This window comes from Oxobacter pfennigii (assembly GCF_001317355.1).
GTDB lineage: Bacteria > Bacillota > Clostridia > Clostridiales > Oxobacteraceae > Oxobacter > Oxobacter pfennigii.
In genome coordinates this window covers 105,705-124,619 of the sequence record NZ_LKET01000028.1, presented here as the reverse complement: position 1 = coordinate 124,619, position 18,915 = coordinate 105,705, and the positions used below count along the sequence as shown (strand labels likewise).

22 protein-coding genes are annotated in these 18,915 nt (G+C 37.1%); 21 read left to right on the top strand and 1 reads right to left on the bottom strand.

Annotation, left to right across the window (positions count from 1 at the left end; genetic code table 11):
* The first annotated feature begins 25 nt into the window (after nt 1-25).
* The 17 genes from OXPF_RS07185 (at nt 26) to nifU (ending at nt 12,654) form a co-directional block, all read left to right on the top strand.
* A complete protein-coding gene (locus OXPF_RS07185; RefSeq protein ID WP_054874522.1) occupies nt 26-427 on the top strand; it encodes a DUF2500 domain-containing protein in 402 nt (133 codons plus the stop codon).
* A gap of 13 nt (nt 428-440) precedes the next feature.
* Nucleotides 441-905, top strand: coding sequence for a VOC family protein (locus OXPF_RS07180; RefSeq protein ID WP_054874521.1), 465 nt, complete (start codon nt 441-443; stop codon nt 903-905).
* Nucleotides 902-1,765 carry a metallophosphoesterase gene (locus OXPF_RS07175; RefSeq protein WP_341442150.1) on the top strand — a complete coding sequence of 288 codons (864 nt, stop codon included), beginning with the start codon at nt 902-904 and terminating at the stop codon, nt 1,763-1,765. The genes OXPF_RS07180 and OXPF_RS07175 overlap by 4 nt, the downstream gene beginning before the upstream one ends.
* Before the next feature lie 22 nt (nt 1,766-1,787).
* A complete protein-coding gene (locus OXPF_RS07170; protein WP_054874519.1) occupies nt 1,788-2,222 on the top strand; it encodes a VOC family protein in 435 nt (144 codons plus the stop codon).
* Nucleotides 2,223-2,485: 263 nt separating this feature from the next.
* Nucleotides 2,486-2,620 (top strand): hypothetical protein, encoded by a 135-nt coding sequence (locus OXPF_RS23355; RefSeq protein ID WP_278308359.1) that lies wholly within the window; start codon nt 2,486-2,488, stop codon nt 2,618-2,620.
* A gap of 275 nt (nt 2,621-2,895) precedes the next feature.
* A complete protein-coding gene (gene hisZ / locus OXPF_RS07165; protein ID WP_054874518.1) occupies nt 2,896-4,143 on the top strand; it encodes an ATP phosphoribosyltransferase regulatory subunit in 1,248 nt (415 codons plus the stop codon).
* A gap of 9 nt (nt 4,144-4,152) precedes the next feature.
* Nucleotides 4,153-4,785: an ATP phosphoribosyltransferase gene (gene hisG / locus OXPF_RS07160; protein ID WP_054874517.1), complete on the top strand. Its 633-nt coding sequence runs from the start codon at nt 4,153-4,155 to the stop codon at nt 4,783-4,785.
* A 4-nt stretch (nt 4,786-4,789) separates the two neighbouring features.
* A complete protein-coding gene (gene hisD / locus OXPF_RS07155; RefSeq protein ID WP_054874652.1) occupies nt 4,790-6,067 on the top strand; it encodes a histidinol dehydrogenase in 1,278 nt (425 codons plus the stop codon).
* A gap of 1 nt (nt 6,068) precedes the next feature.
* The gene (gene hisC / locus OXPF_RS07150) at nt 6,069-7,148 is read left to right on the top strand and encodes a histidinol-phosphate transaminase (RefSeq protein ID WP_054874516.1); all 1,080 of its coding nucleotides are present in this window, start codon (nt 6,069-6,071) and stop codon (nt 7,146-7,148) included.
* Nucleotides 7,132-7,722, top strand: a complete 591-nt coding sequence (hisB, locus tag OXPF_RS07145) for an imidazoleglycerol-phosphate dehydratase HisB (protein ID WP_054874515.1) — start codon at nt 7,132-7,134, stop codon at nt 7,720-7,722. Before hisC ends, hisB begins: the two co-directional genes overlap by 17 nt.
* A gap of 10 nt (nt 7,723-7,732) precedes the next feature.
* On the top strand, nt 7,733-8,335 hold the full coding sequence (gene hisH, locus OXPF_RS07140; RefSeq protein WP_054874514.1) for an imidazole glycerol phosphate synthase subunit HisH: 603 nt from the start codon (nt 7,733-7,735) through the stop codon (nt 8,333-8,335).
* Entirely contained in the window at nt 8,332-9,051 is a 720-nt protein-coding gene (hisA, locus tag OXPF_RS07135; RefSeq protein WP_054874513.1) for a 1-(5-phosphoribosyl)-5-[(5-phosphoribosylamino)methylideneamino]imidazole-4-carboxamide isomerase, read from the top strand. Before hisH ends, hisA begins: the two co-directional genes overlap by 4 nt.
* Complete coding sequence (gene hisF, locus OXPF_RS07130) at nt 9,042-9,803, top strand: imidazole glycerol phosphate synthase subunit HisF (RefSeq protein WP_054874512.1); 762 nt, start codon at nt 9,042-9,044, stop codon at nt 9,801-9,803. The genes hisA and hisF overlap by 10 nt, the downstream gene beginning before the upstream one ends.
* A 4-nt stretch (nt 9,804-9,807) precedes the next feature.
* Nucleotides 9,808-10,425, top strand: coding sequence for a bifunctional phosphoribosyl-AMP cyclohydrolase/phosphoribosyl-ATP diphosphatase HisIE (gene hisIE, locus OXPF_RS07125; protein ID WP_054874511.1), 618 nt, complete (start codon nt 9,808-9,810; stop codon nt 10,423-10,425).
* A 160-nt stretch (nt 10,426-10,585) separates the two neighbouring features.
* A complete protein-coding gene (locus OXPF_RS07120) occupies nt 10,586-11,044 on the top strand; it encodes an RrF2 family transcriptional regulator (protein WP_054874510.1) in 459 nt (152 codons plus the stop codon).
* 4 nt (nt 11,045-11,048) lie between these two features.
* Entirely contained in the window at nt 11,049-12,242 is a 1,194-nt protein-coding gene (gene nifS, locus OXPF_RS07115; RefSeq protein WP_054874509.1) for a cysteine desulfurase NifS, read from the top strand.
* Nucleotides 12,235-12,654, top strand: coding sequence for a Fe-S cluster assembly scaffold protein NifU (gene nifU / locus OXPF_RS07110; protein WP_054874508.1), 420 nt, complete (start codon nt 12,235-12,237; stop codon nt 12,652-12,654). The genes nifS and nifU overlap by 8 nt, the downstream gene beginning before the upstream one ends.
* 14 nt (nt 12,655-12,668) lie before the next feature.
* On the opposite strand, the gene OXPF_RS07105 is transcribed toward nifU, so the two are convergent.
* Nucleotides 12,669-13,970, bottom strand: a complete 1,302-nt coding sequence (locus OXPF_RS07105) for an O-antigen ligase family protein (protein ID WP_054874507.1) — start codon at nt 13,968-13,970, stop codon at nt 12,669-12,671.
* A gap of 81 nt (nt 13,971-14,051) precedes the next feature.
* Between OXPF_RS07105 and OXPF_RS07100 the strand changes: the two genes are divergently transcribed.
* The 4 genes from OXPF_RS07100 (at nt 14,052) to OXPF_RS07085 (ending at nt 18,902) form a co-directional block, all read left to right on the top strand.
* Nucleotides 14,052-14,597, top strand: coding sequence for a PRC-barrel domain-containing protein (locus OXPF_RS07100; protein ID WP_054874506.1), 546 nt, complete (start codon nt 14,052-14,054; stop codon nt 14,595-14,597).
* Nucleotides 14,597-15,640, top strand: coding sequence for an AI-2E family transporter (locus tag OXPF_RS07095; protein WP_054874505.1), 1,044 nt, complete (start codon nt 14,597-14,599; stop codon nt 15,638-15,640). Before OXPF_RS07100 ends, OXPF_RS07095 begins: the two co-directional genes overlap by 1 nt.
* A 194-nt stretch (nt 15,641-15,834) precedes the next feature.
* On the top strand, nt 15,835-18,471 hold the full coding sequence (gene alaS / locus OXPF_RS07090) for an alanine--tRNA ligase (protein ID WP_054874504.1): 2,637 nt from the start codon (nt 15,835-15,837) through the stop codon (nt 18,469-18,471).
* Between the two features lie 173 nt (nt 18,472-18,644).
* The gene (locus OXPF_RS07085) at nt 18,645-18,902 is read left to right on the top strand and encodes an IreB family regulatory phosphoprotein (RefSeq protein ID WP_054874503.1); all 258 of its coding nucleotides are present in this window, start codon (nt 18,645-18,647) and stop codon (nt 18,900-18,902) included.
* The last annotated feature ends 13 nt before the right edge of the window (nt 18,903-18,915 follow it).

Genomic DNA, 18,915 nt, shown 5'->3' with positions numbered 1-18,915 from the left:
TTTTACCTTATGGAGGACGGCTATTATGGATCCTTTTGGCGGCTTTGGCAGCATTATGTTTACTATAATACCTTTAATGGTATTTATGGGGTTTATATTCGTATTTGGTATGATTATTTTTAGCTTAGTCAGGGGAGCTACCCAATGGAAGAAAAATAATCAATCTCCAATCTTGACGGTTCCGGCGGCAGTGGTTACAAAACGCACTGATGTTCATCATCATAGTCACCATCACCACAACTCCGGTACAAATAATATCCATCATTCCTCATCATCAACTACCTATTATGTCACTTTTGAAGTGGAAAGCGGCAGCCGCATGGAATTTCATGTTCACGATAACGAATATGGAATGCTGGTAGAAGGTGATATGGGAAAACTAACCTTTCAGGGCACCCGTTATTTAGGATTTGAACGGATAAAATAAAGGAGGTATACACATGAAAATAAAATATGTGCACACCAATATAATCGCTAATGACTGGAAAAAAGTTTCTTTGTTTTATCAAAAGGTTTTCGGATGCAAACCAATCCCCCCGGAGCGCAATTTAAAAGGGGAATGGGTTGATAAACTAACCGGTCTTCCTGATGCACATATAACCGGAGAGCATTTGGCACTGCCGGGATATGAAGGAAGCTTCCCAACCTTGGAGATTTTTTCATATGGCAGTATGATAAATAATAATTCAAAGGAAATAAATAATGTGGGTTTTGGCCATTTGGCTTTTGAAGTAGATGATGTAGAAAATGTCTTGCAAAGGATTAAAGAAGAGGGCGGAGGACAGGTCGGTGAATTAATAAAAGCTGAATATCCCAACAATGTTATTGCTACTCTTGTATATGCAAAAGATATAGAAGGCAATATAATCGAATTGCAAAGCTGGGAAACTAAAAGTGATGTATGATGAAAAAACACGCAGATAAAGGTAAAAAAATTATATCTATCATTCTCGCTTTAATAAGCTTAATTATATTTTGCTATTGGCAGAACAACAGTATAGCTATAACAAAATCAGATTATAAAAACCCTAAAATCCCAAAAGAATTTGAAGGGTTTGTAATTGCACAAATTTCCGATTTACATAACAAGGAATTCGGAAACAATCAAAATATATTGCTGGATAAATTAAAAAGTATTTCTCCGGATATAATAGTAGTTACAGGAGATTTGATAGACAGGCGGAAATACAATCTTGAAATTTCTATGGAATTCATTGAAGGTGCAGTTGAAATAGCTCCTGTGTATTATGTATCCGGCAACCACGAGGAGTGGTCAGGCAAATATGAAGATATAAAGTCTGGCCTTTTAAATGCGGGGGTAAAGGTTCTTGATGATGAAAAAGATAGCATTTCAATTGAAAACGCTTCTATTGACATATTAGGCTTAAGGGACCCTGACTTCTATACGTCTAACTATTTGGAGGGCACAAAAACAGCCCAATTGGAAGCAAACTTAAAAAAGTGGACGAATGATAATGGTTTTAAAATATTGCTTTCACACCGTCCGGAGCTATTTGATTTATATGTTAAAAGCAATATGGATTTGATATTTTCCGGCCATGCACATGGAGGCCAGGTAAGACTGCCATTTATAGGAGGCTTGGTTGCCCCTGACCAGGGTTTTTTCCCTAAATATACAAGCGGGCATCACGTTAAAAACAACTCAACTATGTATATTAGCAGAGGCTTAGGCAACAGCATAATCCCCCTAAGAATTTTTAACAGGCCTGAAATTGTAGAAGTAACCTTAAAAAACACAAATTAAATTTTAAAGGAGGTACATAATTATGACAGGTGTAGAAATTGATATGGTGGTAACCGACAGCATAAAAGCTTTGGAGCTTTACGAAAAGATATTTGAAGTTGAAAGGGTGGAAGTCACAGCCTTTCCTAAAGGCCAAAACGAGGCTGTCTTTACCATATATGGTGTACGCTTTCATATGCTGGATGAAAACCCGGAATTTCAGTTAATTGCACCAAAACCCGATAATCCTCAATCCATATGGTTCAACATTTTAGTACCGGATATCAAAGAAACTTACAATAAAGCTATGGGGGCAGGATGTATTGAAGTTCAGCCCGTAACGGAAATGGCGGACTATGGGGTGGCAAATGCAATTTTCAGCGATGAATTCGGTTACCTATGGATGCTTCATCAAATACATAAAGTAGTAAGCTTTGAAGATCGTGTAAAGCTTTGGGAAGACAGAAAAGAGAGCTAAAAAGATGTTAGGAGTCATGTACATTGTACAAAATGACACAGACAAAAATCTTATGTGGCAAAGATTACATTGGCTTTTCTGTATACTATGCTTCATTCTGAAATACCGATAGAGATGGCAGATTTTCAAAATCCTTTATTCTTCTTCACCCTCAAAATGACCGCTGGGCCGATGTATTGCTAAGCAGGCTGTTTTATGATAAGCTCAAGTGCGAAAAAGAACTGTAAATTATTGATACATATATATCATAAAGGGGAATTCCAATGGGACTGATGAATCTAATTGATGATTTTTTAAATAACAATGATGAAACGCATGCTGTAAGTATGAGCGGCTCAGTTACCCTATATGATGTGAATGAAAATGTTGTTCCTATTACCTCTACTATTCCATTATAAAGATGGCGGATGAAGCCTTCAAAACACAACAGCACCCGTTATACTGTATTTTTGGACCTGAAGTATGCCTTAATGTCATACTTCAGGTCCATTTTTATCTGAATCAAAGTAAGAAGTATTGGAGCTGGCATACCTTACTTTCTGGCTCAAGTAAATAATCCTATCAAAAATTCACCTTAAACTACTTATTATTTCTTATTGACACAAAAATTAAACCATAGTATTATATTTTTATCACTTCAATACTTTATCACACTAAATTAACGAGGTAGATTATGAACGAATATATCTTTAAGACTCCCGAGGGATTTAATGACTTATTATATAACGAATGCTATAACAGGACAGAAGTTGAAGGCATTGTAAGGAATATTTTCAATACTCACGGCTATATGGAGGTTGATACGCCTACGCTTGAATATTATGACCTGTTCAGCTGCAAAATTGATGCCCTGCCTCAGGAGAGGATGTTCAAGCTCTTTGATTTAAAGGGACGGATACTGGTTTTAAGGCCGGATATCACCGTTCCCATAATGAGGATGTCCATAACAAAGATGGAAAAGCTTGATTATCCCATAAGGCTAAGCTATTTCGGCAATGTTTTCAGAAATGATTTAAAGAACTTAATTAACTGTGAGTACCGGCAGGCAGGTATAGAAATACTGGGTGCCGCCTCAATTTCAGCAGATGCTGAAATCATAGGAGTTACAATAGAAACCCTTTTAAAAACAGGGGTTGAGGATTTCAGGATTGATATCGGCCAGGTAAAGTTGTTTAAAGCATTGACATCTTCAATATATGACGAGGAGCTTTTGAATAATATACATGAGGCAGTATCCAATAAAGACAGATATTCCATAGAAAAACTTTTGGAGCAATCAGATATACCCGATGAAAAAAAGCAAGGCCTATTAAGGCTTCCATGGCTCTTTGGCACTACAGAAATAATTGACGGCATAGAAGAATATTTTACAGGTTCTGATGAAAGAAAAGCCCTTGAAGAACTTAAATCCCTGATAAATATTTTAAGGTATTGGGGATATGAAAAATATATATCAATCGATTTGGGAATGGTCCAAAGCCTCAACTATTACAGCGGAATTATTTTTAGGGGCTATGCAACGGAATGCGGATTTTCAATTTGCTGGGGAGGAAGATATGACTATCTGTCGCAGAATTTTGACAGGAACATATCTTCAGCCGGCTGCGCATTAGGTATAAATCGCATTATTGAAGTTTTGGGAAGGAAGGGGAGTTTGAAGGAAATGAAAAGCGCCGATTATTTGATAACAACCTGGAACGGAATACTTAATGATGTGGCATTCAAAATATCAAACAACTTAAGAAGCAAAGGATTCATAGTAGAAAACGATTTGGTGTACGACGATAAAAAGACCCTGGAATATTGCAAAAACAGGGGTATAAATAAAATAATAAAGGTCCTGGACAATGATATTGTACTTATAAAGGATTTGGTAAATGACAGTGAGGTTAAATACAGTTTAAGCTGTTTAATAGGTTAGGAGGATATGATGCGGTATCTTACAATAGCCCTTGCAAAGGGAAGAATAAGCGATGAATGTACAGAAATGCTGGAAAGCACAGGTCTTAACTGCAGTGAAATGAAAATTGAGTCCAGGAAACTGATTTTCACAGATGAGAAGAATAAAGTAAAATTCATATTGGTCAAGCCTGCAGATGTACCAACATATGTAGAATATGGAAGTTCCGATATAGGTATCGTAGGAAAGGATGTGCTGTTGGAAGAAGCCAGGGACTTATATGAGCCCTTGGATTTAGGCTTTGGAATATGCCGCATGGCAGTGGCAGGCCCCTATAACTTGGATTTTAAAAGTAAAAAGGCATATAAGGTCGCAACAAAATTTCCCAATATATCTGCCAGGTATTTTTCATCCGTTGGTATGGATGTAAAGATAATAAAGCTTTCAGGCTCGGTGGAATTAGCTCCGTTAATCGGGCTTTCAGATGTGATAGTTGACCTTGTACAAACGGGCTCCACCTTAAGGGAAAACGGACTTGAGATTAAAGAAGTTATTGCAGACATAAGTGCCAGGGTGGTAGTCAATAAGGCCAGTATGAAGCTTGAAAATAAAAGAATCATAGATATAATCGAAAGACTTCAGAGTGTTGTTAAGAGGAGTTGAAATGATGATTAGAGTTCTCAATGGCAATGAAAAAGATATAATTAATTTCTTAAAATCCCGGCAGCAAAATGAAAATGAAGAAATAAGAAAAAAGGTTTGGGATGTGCTTAAAGGGGTTAAGTCAAAGGGAGACAAGGCGGTTTTTGATTATTGCAAAATATTTGACCATTCGGAAATAAACGATAAAAATATTATGTTGACAAATGAGGAAATCAGTGAAGCTTATGATAAAGTGGATGCTGATTTTATCAGGATAATAAATGCTGCCAAAACCAATATAGAAGAGTTTCATAAAAACCAGATTCAAAAGCCCTGGTTTATGACAAGAAGCGACGGTTCAATTTTAGGCCAGAAGGTGATGCCCTTAGACAGTGTCGGAATATATGTGCCTGGAGGTACAGCTTCATATCCTTCATCGGTTTTAATGAATTCCATACCCGCAAATCTTGCAGGAGTAAGAAGGATTGCCATGGCCACTCCCTGTAAAAGCGGAATTATAAATCCTTATACAATAGTAGCCGCAAATGAATGCGGAGTACATGAAATATATAAAATAGGAGGGGTTCATGCAGTAGCTGCCTTTGCCTACGGCACAGATTCAGTGCCTAAGGTAGATAAAATAGTGGGGCCCGGTAATATATATGTGGCAACTGCTAAAAAAGAGGTCTTTGGAAATGTTGATATAGACATGATAGCAGGCCCCAGTGAAATACTTATTATTGCAGATGAAAATGCAAACAGCAAATTCATAGCTGCCGATATGATGTCCCAGGCTGAGCATGATGTGCTTGCTTCCTCCATACTTTTAACGACATCTCAAAAATTAATTGATGAAGTAATAATTGAGCTTGAAAGACAGTGCGAGCTATTAGACAGAAAAGATATAATTTTGAAATCTTTAGATGATTATGGTGCTGCAATCAAGGTCCAAAGCATTGAAAAAGCCGTTGAATTATCCAATAAAATAGCTCCTGAGCACCTTGAAATCATGGTAAAAAACCCTATAGAGCTTTTAGATTCCATAAAAAATGCAGGCTCCATTTTCTTGGGCGATTATTCTCCCGAGCCTTTAGGCGATTATTTTGCAGGACCTAATCATGTGCTTCCCACCGGAGGCAGCGCAGCTTTCTTTTCACCCTTATCCGTAGATGCATTTATAAAGAAATCAAGCTTTATATACTACAGCAAATCAGGCCTTGAAAAGGTAAGTGATGATATTCAAAGCTTTGCAGCCTATGAAGGATTATCTGCCCATGGAAACTCCATAAAAGTGAGGTTTTAATATGTCATATGATGTTAAAGATGCAGTAAAAAAACTTAAGCCATATAATGCGGAATCAATAAGACCAAAGACAATGCTGGATTCCAACGAAAATCCATATGAGCCTTCAAAAATCATTTTAAATAATATAAAGGAACGGCTAAATTCCCTTTTGCTGAACAGATATCCCGACCCCAGGGCATATAAATTATGTGGAAAGCTTGCGCAATATGCATCCAACGGAATAGGTGCAGACAATATCATGGTAGGTGCCGGCTCCGATGAGCTTATTAATATAATTGTAAGTGCCTATCTAGGCAAGGGGAACACCATCTTTGTCCCAACTCCGACATTCTCAATGTATGGAATATATACCTTAATTAATGAAGGCAGGGTTTATGAGTATAAAAGGGATGATGATTTCAATATCAATATGGATGAAATGATTGAAGAAGTAAAGAAAGTAAAGCCTAAGCTTGTGGTATTGTGCAATCCCAATAATCCCACGGGAACTTTGACTCCCAAGGAGGATGTAATAAAGCTTATAGAAAACAGCGGCTCCATGGTCATTTTAGATGAGGCATATTATGAATTTTCCGATATGACAATTGTTGATTTAATTGACAAATATGATAATCTGATTGTCTTAAGAACCCTTTCTAAAGCCTGGGGAATGGCGGGAATACGTTTAGGTTATCTGGTTGCCAAAAATAAAATAGTTGATGAATTATTAAAGGTAAAATCTCCTTATAACGTAAATGCAGTAACACAGGAGATAGCCTCCATAATACTTGATTATCCTGAGTTAATGACAGAAAATATCACAAAAATAATAAAAGAAAAGGAATTCATGTTAGAAAACCTGTATTCCATAGACAATATGAAGATTTACAATACTTACGGAAATTTTATACTCGTAAAGGCTCCTGATGCCGAGGAAATTTACTCAAAGCTCATGGATAAGGGCGTTGCCATAAGAATTTTTAAAGGCAGCAACGAACTTTCAAATTGCTTAAGGATAACTGTAGGTACAAGAGAAGAAAACCAGTTTGTCATAAAAAGCTTTAAAGATTGGCGGTGTTATAATGCGGCGAAGGTGTAAATCCATAGAGAGAAAAACCAAAGAAACGGATATAAGTATTGAAATTGCCGTTGAAGGAAGCGGAAATATTGAAGTAGATACAGGTATCGGTTTTTTTGACCATATGCTTATAAGCTTTTTAACTCATGGCAATTTTGACGGAAATATAAAGGTTTCAGGTGACAAGCATGTTGATTATCACCATTCAGTAGAGGATACGGGAATAGTATTGGGAATGGCCTTTGCAGGTGCGATAGAAGATAAAAATGGGATAAAAAGATTCGGGACTTACTTTGTTCCCATGGATGAAGCACTGGCAATGGCAAGTGTTGATATAAGCGGAAGGCCTTACCTGGTATTTGACTGCAATTTCCCGGCACAAAAGATAGGGGATATGGATACGGAGTTATTTATAGAATTTTTCAGAGCCTTTGCATTTAATTTTGGAATTACATTGCATATTAAGCTAATGTACGGCAGCAACAGCCACCATATAGCCGAGGCGGTATTTAAAGCAGCAGCCCGTGCCATAAGAAAAGCCCTGACTTTAGATTCTTCAATTGATGCCATACCTTCAACGAAAGGTGTATTATGAGGTGGAAAAAATGATTGCAATTATAGATTACGGAATGGGAAACCTTAAAAACATATATAAAGCCATGGAATATGTGGGAGCTAAATGCTGTATAACCTCTGATCCAAACTTTATCAGAAGCAGCGACGGAGTTATACTTCCCGGAGTAGGAGCCTTCAAAGATGCCATTGATTGCATTAAAGAAAATAAATTAGAAGAAGCAATAATCAAATCCGTTAAAGATAAAAAGCCTTTTTTAGGAATTTGCCTAGGTATGCAGCTTCTCTTTGAAAAGAGCTTTGAAAACGGTATTCACGACGGGTTAGGCATTTTAAAAGGAGAAGTTAAAATGATACCTGAAGGTGTTAAAATACCTCATATGGGATGGAACAGCCTGAAAATTAAGAAGAACCGGGACCCCATATTGCAGGGACTTGATGAAAGCAACGTTTATTTTGTACATTCCTATTATTGTGAACCTAAGGACACCATAACTTCTTCCGTTACCGATTATGGAGTTGATATCACTGCCTCTGTTTCTTCTGCCAATGTTTTTGGACTTCAGTTTCACCCTGAAAAATCAGGACAGGCAGGACTTAAAATGCTTGATAATTTCAGGAGGATGGTTAAATGATTATATATCCGGCAATAGACATAAAGGATAGAAGCTGCGTTCGTTTAAGGCAGGGAAGGGCAGAGGAAAGCACAGTCTATTTTGATAACCCCGTTAATGCGGGAATTTTATGGGCCGGCAAGGGTTCAAAAACCATACATGTGGTGGATTTGGACGGTGCCTTTAAGGGAGAATACGTAAACCTTGATATTATAAAGGAATTAAAGTATAAAACAGGACTTTTTGTTCAGATGGGCGGAGGCATAAGGGATAAGGATGCCGTAAAAACCATACTGGGCGCCGGCATTGACAGGATAATCATAGGTTCTGCCGCAATCAAGGATATCAATTTTGTAAAATGGGCAGTTGAGAATTATGATGATAAAATTGCCGTGTCTATTGACTGCATGAACAAAAGGGTTGCATATAACGGCTGGAAGGGTATATCCGATATATTTGTTCTGGATTTTGCAGACAGCCTTATAAATGCAGGGGTTAAAACCATAATTTATACAGATATAAGCAAGGATGGCATGCTGACGGGCCCTGATATGGAAGGATTGAAGGAAATAAGGGATAAAACACATATAAATATAATAGCATCAGGCGGCGTTACAACAATAGAAGATATAAAAGCTCTTAAAAATATGAGCATAGACGGTGCCATAATAGGAAGGGCATTATATGACGGCAATTTGAAAATTGAAAAGGCTTTGGAGGTGGCTACATGCTCTTAAAAAGGATTATTCCCTGCCTTGATGTAAAGGACGGCAGGGTGGTAAAGGGTATAAATTTCGTGAACCTTGTTGATGCAGGCGACCCGGTGGAAATATCCAAGGTATATGATAAGGAAGGAGCGGATGAAATAGTCTTTCTTGATATTACCGCATCCCATGAAAAGAGAAAAACTATAATTGATGTGGTTGAGCGGACTGCCGAGCAGGTATTTATACCATTGACGGTAGGCGGCGGTATAAATACAATGGAGGATATAAGAGATCTTCTTAATGCCGGGGCAGACAAGGTATCCATAAATTCCGCTGCAGTTAAAGATCCCGACTTTATAAATCGGTCGGCATTGAAATACGGAAGCCAATGTATTGTGGTAGCCATAGATGCAAAAATGAGAGAAGATAAAAGAGGATTCGATGTCTATATAAACGGCGGAAGGATTAATACGGGAATTGATGCCGCAGAATGGGCAGTCAAATCATGTGAATTAGGTGCCGGAGAACTTCTGGTAACCAGTATGGATGCGGACGGTACAAAGCAAGGCTTTGATAACCTGCTTTTAAAAGAAATAACAGACAGGGTTAATATTCCCGTCATAGCCTCAGGGGGGGCGGGAAACCTGTCACACTTTAAGGAAGTCTTTGAAAAATCCGGAGTGGATGCAGCTTTAGCTGCTTCTTTATTTCATTATAATGAAATGAAAATAACTGACCTCAAAAAATATTTAAAAGACAACAATATACCTGTCAGGATGTGATTAAATGGATATTAAATTTGATGATTCAGGGCTTATACCTGCAATAATTCAGGACTATGTAACGGGAGAAGTTTTAATGCTTGCCTATATGAATGAAGAATCATATAAAAAGACTCTTGAAACGGGACTGACTCATTTTTACAGCAGGAGCAGAAAAGAGCTGTGGAATAAAGGAGCAACATCAGGGAATTTTCAATATGTAAAAGAGATAAGCTTAGATTGTGACAGCGACAGTCTTCTTATAAAAGTAAAACAGCTTGGAGCTGCCTGTCATACGGGAGAGTTCTCCTGTTTTTTTAAAAATCAGCTTAAAAATGAGGAAGGCTTAAATTACAAAATACTTTACGATATAGATGAAATAATTAAAGACAGGAAAGCAAACCCTAAAGAAGGCTCTTATACAAATTATCTCTTTGATAAGGGAATAGATAAAATATTAAAGAAAATAGGGGAGGAATCGGCAGAAGTAATCATTGCCGCTAAAAATAAAAACCCTCATGAGACCATTTATGAAATGGCTGATTTAATCTTTCACAGCCTTGTACTTTTAAATGAAAAGGAAATACAGCTTGATGAAATATTTAAAGAACTGAAAGAAAGATACAACAAAAAAGCTGATTGATTCAGCTTTTTTGTTGTATTAAAATCTACCATATTGATGCACTAGAATATAATAACTATTTTTAGTATATTTACATATTTAAAGTTGACGAATTTACTCGGGTATGATATTATTTAATTAATTCAGAGTTAAAAGGTCGGGATTATATGGTGGTGATACAATGAAATTATCAACTAAAGGCCAATACGGTGTAAAAGCAATGTTTGATTTGGCCCTGCATTACGGTGGTGATGAACCCATATCCTTAAAGGGAATAGCTGAAAGGCAGGGAATATCGGAATATTACCTGGAGCAGCTAATGGCAGTATTAAGACGTCAAAAGCTGGTTAAAAGCGTCAGAGGTGCCCAGGGCGGATATGTATTATCAAAGGATCCTTCATTGATAACCGTTGGACAGATACTTTCAGTTTTAGAAGGTCCTGTTGAAATATCTGATTGTATTACAGATGATGAGAATATTGAATGCTCTCGAGTCCATTATTGCCCAACAAGGCTTATATGGGTAAAGATTAAAACGGCAATCAACGATGTTGTCAGCTCCATAACCCTATCAGACATGGTAAATGACTATAAAGAACTTAAAGAAATAAATAAACACTTAATCGCAAAGGAGAATTAGAGTTATGAAAAGATTAGTGTACATGGACCATGCGGCTACAACTCCTACCAGTACTGAAGTACTTAATGAAATGCTGCCTTATTTCACTGAGAAATTCGGCAATCCTTCATCAGTATACTCCATAGGAAGAGAGACAAAGTCTGCCATCGAAAAAGCCAGGGAACAGGTAGCAAAGGTACTTAACGCAGATACAAACGAAATATTTTTTACCGGCGGCGGCAGTGAGGCCGACAACTGGGCACTTAAAGGCGTTGCCATGGCTAATGCAGGCAAGGGTAAGCATATAATAACCACAAGCATTGAGCATCATGCAATTCTTCATGTGTGCGAATACCTTGAAAAGAACGGTTATAAAGTTACCTACCTTCCTGTTGACAAAGACGGACTTATAAGTATAGATGAACTAAAGAATGCAGTTACCGATGAAACAATTCTCGTTTCAGTTATGTTTGCCAACAATGAAATAGGCACAATTCAAAATATCGCAGAAATCGGAAAGCTGTGCAGGGAGAAAAAAGTGTATTTCCATACCGATGCCGTCCAGGCAGTAGGTAATGTACCTATAGATGTTAAAGAGATGAACATAGACCTTTTATCCCTTTCAGCCCATAAATTTTACGGCCCTAAAGGGGTTGGTGCTCTTTATATAAGAAAGGGAGTCAAAATACAGCAGCTTATACACGGCGGCGGCCAGGAAAAAAGCAGAAGAGCTGGAACCGAAAACGTTCCCGGAATAATAGGATTGGGTAAAGCAATAGAAATTGCATGTTTGGATATACAAGGCCATGCTGAAAGGCTTATAAAGTTAAGAAACAAACTTATAGAAGGCTTGATTGAAAAAATACCTCATACAAGGCTAAACGGTCATTTTGAAAAGAGGCTTCCGGGAAATGTAAATGTATGCTTTGAGTTTATAGAAGGAGAATCACTTCTTCTGCTGTTAGATGAAATGGGAATATGCGCATCCAGCGGTTCGGCCTGTTCATCAGGTTCATTAGATCCTTCCCATGTCCTTTTGGCAATAGGATTGTCTCATGAAATCGCTCATGGCTCCTTAAGATTATCTTTAGGAGAAGCAACAACAGACGAAGATATCGACTATATTCTTGATGTGCTGCCTAAGATAGTTGAGAGGCTCAGGAATATGTCACCATTATATGAAGAATACTTAAAAAAAGGGGGAGCAGTAAATGTATAGTGATAAAGTAATGGATCATTTCATGAATCCCAGAAATGTAGGGGAAATCGAAAATGCCGACGGAGTCGGCACTGTAGGAAACGCAAAATGCGGCGATATTATGAAGATTTACCTAAAGGTCGAGGATGACGTTATTAAAGATGCAAAGTTCAAAACCTTCGGCTGCGGAGCTGCTGTTGCTTCAAGCAGCATGGCTACTGAATTGATCATAGGAAAAACCTTGGATGATGCATGGAATATCTCAAACAAAGCTGTTATAGAAGCATTAGAAGGGCTTCCCCCCGTAAAGGTACACTGTTCTGTACTGGCTGAAGATGCCATTCATGAAGCAATAAATGATTACAGGGTTAAAAAAGGCCTTGAACCCATACACGTAGAACATAAAGATTTGCATGGATGTGAAGAAGAATAAAGAAAGGGTGTCAGTTATCTGACACCTGCTTTTTTATAAGAAGCCATTAATAATCCCAATACTGACCAGAATACGGGGGCCACGGAAACAACGCTTATATTGAAAAACGCTTGAATTAAATAAGATATAACGGCAGATAACAAACATACTAAGTAAATGTTTTTATGTCTTTTCAATGCCTTAAAAGACTTATAAATAATTAAGGCCAAAAACCACAAATATGCGAATAAAGCCGGAAAACCCATGGTTACGGCAATCTGCAGATACTCGTTATGAGCCTTATCTACATATATTAAAGGAGAGCCGAAATAATATTTCGCTTCATCTGGGGTCATGAAAAAAACCTTGTTAAAGGTGTCGGGCCCATTGCCTAAAAGGGGTTTATCAAAAATATATTCAAAGGTCCTTGTCCATATAAATATTCTTTGACTTCCCACCCGCATTATTTCATCCTTATCTACAGTTATCCTTTTATAATCATTTAAAAAAGATAAAAACCTATCTGAGATAAAACCATCATGGACGCTGTTCAATGAATATGTAATAAGGATACATGCAATTAAAAGAACAATTATCTTTTTATAATTTTTTATTATATTTTTAAAAAACAATATACAAAATAATAAAGAAGTCAAAGCTGTACTTACCCATGCACTTCTTGTCCGTGAGCAAATCAAGGCTGAGTATAAAATAAGGGTTACAAAAAACAACAGGCAAGAGGTTTTTGACTTTTTGCATGATAAAAATAAACATAAAGAAATCATAAAGGTCATGGAAAGGTGGCTGCCTAAAAAATTGGGGTTTCCGAGGGTTGCAAAGCTATGATATATCCATTCCTGCCTAAATGCGTCCCGTGGAATAAAATCCAATCCAAAATATTGAATCAATGAATAAATTCCTATTAAACATGAGGATATTAATAATGAAATAAGTATATATTTTATATTGTCTTTTTCAGAGGATGTTTTATATGAAAAATACAGTATCAGAGAGTATATTATTAAGGTTAAGGCTCCTTCATAGCGTAAATGAGCGCCTAAAAATGCCTGGGCTTTATACTTTGAGAAAATTGCAGACAAAAGAACAAAGGTCAGGTAAAAATATAAAGCTAAGAAATCCTTTGAAAAACTAAGCTTAAAGGGTTTATTAAGCAAAATAAAGCATAGTAATAAAACCGTAAGTACAGATAAAATTATAATCTTTGGAAGATAGAAATAATCATTTCCAAAAGGCCAGACAATCAATGGTATAATTGCATTTACTGCTATTACGAAAAAAAGTATAAATTTATTTGAGTTTATTTTACAAATATTCATAAAAGCCCCTTTTATTTTTATTATGATATTATTCTATAAAAGATATTATGCAGTGTCAAAATATTGTGGCAGGGTGAAAATATGAAAAAATCAAAACAGCTCACAGGTCTTAATGTAATTGTAAAAAAAGGCGGTAAAATAATAGGCAAAATTTCAAAGACCCTGTATAATCCGGGGGAAGAAAAAATACAGGGTTTTTCTATCAGCTGCGGAAAATGGGTTTCAAATGAAAAAATACTCTTAATAAATGACATAGTTAATATAGGAAAGGACACAGTCATAATCAATGAGGAAACCAACCTGAAAAACCCTCAAAAATCCAATAAGGATGAGGATGAAGCTTTGAAGAAGCTTATGGGGTTGCCGGTTATAACAAGTGAGGGGGAGGAATTGGGCTTTGTTGAAGATATTATACTGGATGAAAAAAACTTTTCCGTCGAAGGATATGTTTTAACTGACGGAATTGTTGAAGATATATTAAGGGGGAAAAGAATATTGCCCTTTAACGAAGAGATATTTTTCGGTAAAGATGTCATAATAATCAGTAGCAGGTATAAAAACATAATTTTAAAGAATGATATTTCTCTTAAGAGATATTTTGAAAGAGACGGGCGGTTTGACAGCTGATGAAATTACATATTGCAAAAGTCACAATCTATAAAACCCTGACCATCATAATTCTGATTTTCCTTTTAGGGTTTATCATTATATTTTCGAGATATATATATGATATTTTATATATTTTTATATTGAGCTTTTTTATAGCCTATTTATTAAACCCCCTCATATGTTATTTTGAACATAGGGGAATGAAAAGATCCGCAGCTATTATCATAATATATATAGCACTAGTTGCAATTTTTGTTTTCATATGCCTCTATGCTCTTCCGGAATTATTCAAAGATTTAGGCAAGCTAAGCCAGGTGGCGCCGGAATACTATGACGAATTTAATAGCTTCATAAGTGAAATACAAAACATATACTTAAAAGCCGGGCTTCCGGAGGGAATAAAAAATGTAATTGACAACAGCATAAAAAAATATCAGTTTTATTTTACCATGTACCTTGAAAACGCAACTTCATCCATAATCACCGTTGCATCTAACATATTCAAGTACTCCCTTGTACCTATTTTGATGTATTATTTTTTAAAGGACTTCAATTCCATAGCAGAAAAATCCAGACTTTTAGTGCCCCGTAAATACCGTCAGAGTACAGTACGTATATTTGAAAGCGTTGACAATATATTAGGAAGCTATGTAAGAAGCCAGATGATATTATCTTTACTGATAGCAATTATGACATCAATAGCACTGTTTTTTTTAAAAGTAGAATTTTTCCTTATCATAGGAATTCTAAACGGAGTTACAAACATTATTCCTTACTTTGGGCCTATTATCGGCACCGTCCCGGCTGTATTGTTTGCATTTTTGGATACTCCCATAAAAGCCCTTTATACCTTGATTGCAATGATTATAATACAACAGCTTGAAGCAGACATAATAGCACCAAAGATTATGGGCAATTCCGTGGGACTTCATCCTGTTACGGTAATTTTAATGCTTTTAATAGGCGGCAAGTTCTTCGGAGTTGCCGGTCTGATTTTGGCAGTACCTGCCGCTGCTGCATTAAAAACCATATACAAGGATATAATGAAGAATATGTTCTAAATTGACAAGGATAAGGTATTTATGTATAATTAATCTGAATTAGGAAAGGTAGAAGCTTAATAACTTCTTTTTTGCGAGAAGAGGCATAGGTGTAAGCCTTGGATAACCTTCCGCTCTTTAAAGAGCAGTAGGTTTTTTATTTTATATAAATAGACATAAGAATATTATAATTTTATATATGAGGAGGTTTAACCATGGAAAAAATGGGTTTGAATGAAATACGTGAAAAATATCTAAGGTTTTTCGAATCTAAAGAACATCTTATTCTTCCAAGCTTTTCACTGATACCTAAAAATGATAAAAGCCTTCTATTGATTAGCGCAGGTATGGCACCCTTAAAACCTTATTTTACAGGACAGGAGGTTCCGCCTAAAGAAAGGATAACCACCTGTCAAAAGTGCATACGTACGGGTGATATAGAGAGAGTTGGAAAGACAGCCCGTCATGCAACTTTTTTTGAAATGCTGGGTAATTTCTCCTTTGGAGATTATTTTAAGGAAGGAGCCATTTCCTGGGCATGGGAGTTTGTTACAGAGGTTTTAAAGCTTCCCCAAGATAGGCTTTGGGTAACTATATATCTTGATGATGATGAAGCCTTTGAAATTTGGAATAAAAAAGTGGGAGTTCCCGCAGAAAAAATAGTCAGAATGGGCAAGGAAGACAACTTCTGGGAAATTGGAGTAGGCCCCTGTGGACCCTGTTCTGAAATATATTTTGACCGGGGGGAAGATAAGGGCTGCGGCAAACCCGATTGTGCCATAGGCTGTGACTGTGACAGGTTTGTAGAGTTCTGGAATCTGGTTTTCACCCAATTTGACAAGGATGAAGAAGGAAATTACAGCCTTCTTGAAAAGCCTAACATAGATACGGGAATGGGCTTGGAGAGAATTGCCACAATAATGCAGGGTGTGGACACAATTTTTGACGTGGACACCATGAAAAACATAAGGGATCAAGTGTGCAAGGTGGCAAAAGTCCAGTACGGAAAAGATGCCAGCACAGACTCTTCGGTGCGTCTTATTACCGACCATATCAGGAGCGTTACATTTATGGTAAGCGACGGAATCCTGCCCTCCAACGAAGGCAGAGGATATGTGTTAAGAAGGCTCTTAAGAAGGGCTGCAAGGCACGGAAAGCTTCTTGGAGTTGATAATACATTCCTTTGGGATCTTTGTGATGTGGTTATTGACAATTCCAAGCATGCCTATATTGAGCTGGGTGAGAAAAAGGATTACATTAAAAAAGTAATCAAGCTGGAAGAAGAAAGATTTGACCAGACCATTGACCAGGGAATGATAATTTTAAATGATTACATTCAAGAACTTAAGAAAAACAGCAAGGCTGTAATGACCGGAGATAAAGCCTTTAAATTATATGACACTTATGGTTTTCCCATTGAGCTCACACTTGAAATACTTGAAGAGCAGGGCATAAGCATTGATATTGACGGATTTAACAGCGAAATGACTGTCCAGAAAGAAAGGGCACGGGCAGCCAGGGAAGAGACAAATTACATGGGTGCCGATATGGACATATTCACCACTCTTCCTGCAGAAATGGTAACTACATTCAACGGATATCACGATACCGTTTCAAAGGGAAGAATTTTAGCCCTCATCAAAGATAACGAAACCGTTGACAATGCACATGCCGGAGATGAGGTTACGGTTATTCTCGACAATACAGCATTATATCCCGAGATGGGCGGACAAATAGGAGACACAGGCTTCATTGAAGGAAGCAATTTCAGATTAATGGTTACAGGCAGTAAGAAGACCTCAAACAATAAGATAATCCATACAGGCAGGGTTCTTGAAGGAACTCTTTCAGTTGATGATGAGGCAACAGCCATAGTTGACAGCCTAAGGCGAGGAGATATTGCACGTAATCATACTGCAACTCACCTTTTACACGCAGCTTTAAAACAGGTGCTGGGAAACCACGTTGAGCAGTCGGGTTCTTTAGTCACCGATGAGCGGCTGAGGTTTGACTTTACCCACTTTGAAGCCTTATCAAAGGATGAATTAAAGAAAATAGAAGACATGGTAAACGAAAAAATATTGGAAAGCTTGGATGTTGTGACTACCGAAACTGCTATAGAGGAAGCAAGAAGGATGGGAGCTACGGCATTATTTGGTGAAAAATACGGTGCAGTTGTGAGAGTTGTAAAAGCCGGTAATTTCAGTATGGAGCTATGCGGAGGCACCCATGTTTTCAACACCTCAGCCATAGGCTTGTTTAAAATATTGTCCGAGGGCGGTGTGGCCGCAGGAATCAGAAGAATTGAAGCTGTTACAGGAAAAGGTGTGCTTAGATATATTGCAGAACTTGACGAGACTCTTCATAGCACGGCAGCGCTTTTAAAAGGCACTGTAAAAGATGTTCCAAGAAGAGTAGAAAATCTGTTGTCCGAATTAAAAGATAAGGATAAAGAGATTTCTGACATGAAATCCAAGATGTCTTTAGGTGCATTAGATGAAATCATAAGCAGTGCGAAGGAAATCAAGGGCATTAAAATAGTAGCAGACAGGATGGATACCGACATAGAAAGTTTAAGGAATTTAGGAGATAAGCTAAGGGATAAGCTTGGCAAATCCTTAATTGTACTTGCAAGCAATAAAGATGGCAAAATAAACATTCTGGCTATGGCCAGCAAGGATGCAGTAAATGCTGGCGTACATTGCGGCAATATAGTGAGGGAAGTTGCAAAAATGACAGGCGGAAGCGGCGGCGGAAAGCCGGATATTGCTCAAGCCGGCGGCAAGGATCCTGAAAAGATTAATAAAGCATTAGAATCAGTATACTCTTTAGTTTCGGATGTATTAAAGTAAAATGACTAAAAAATTGTCAGAAGCACATAATTATATATGTGCTTCTGTTAGCTTAATTTTATTAGCTTTCAAATAATCACCGAAACTTGGAATTTTAAATGTCTTTATTGTATTGAAACTTAAGCCTTTGTGTATTAATATATTTATAATAGCAGTAGAAAGTGGGTGAAGTTATGTCAGATAAATATAATCAGACCATGAGATTTGATGTTGAAAAGGACGAGGAAAATAAAGCCAGGGAAATTCTTTTAAGCGTTTATAATTCTTTGAAGCAAAAAGGCTATAATCCAATTAACCAAATGGTAGGATATATATTATCCGGGGATCCTACATACATAACAAGCTATAATAACGCCAGAAATGAAATAAGAAAAGTCGAACGGGATGAGCTTTTAGAAGAATTGCTGAAGGAATACCTGAAGGATAAGTAGGAGGCGTTACAAA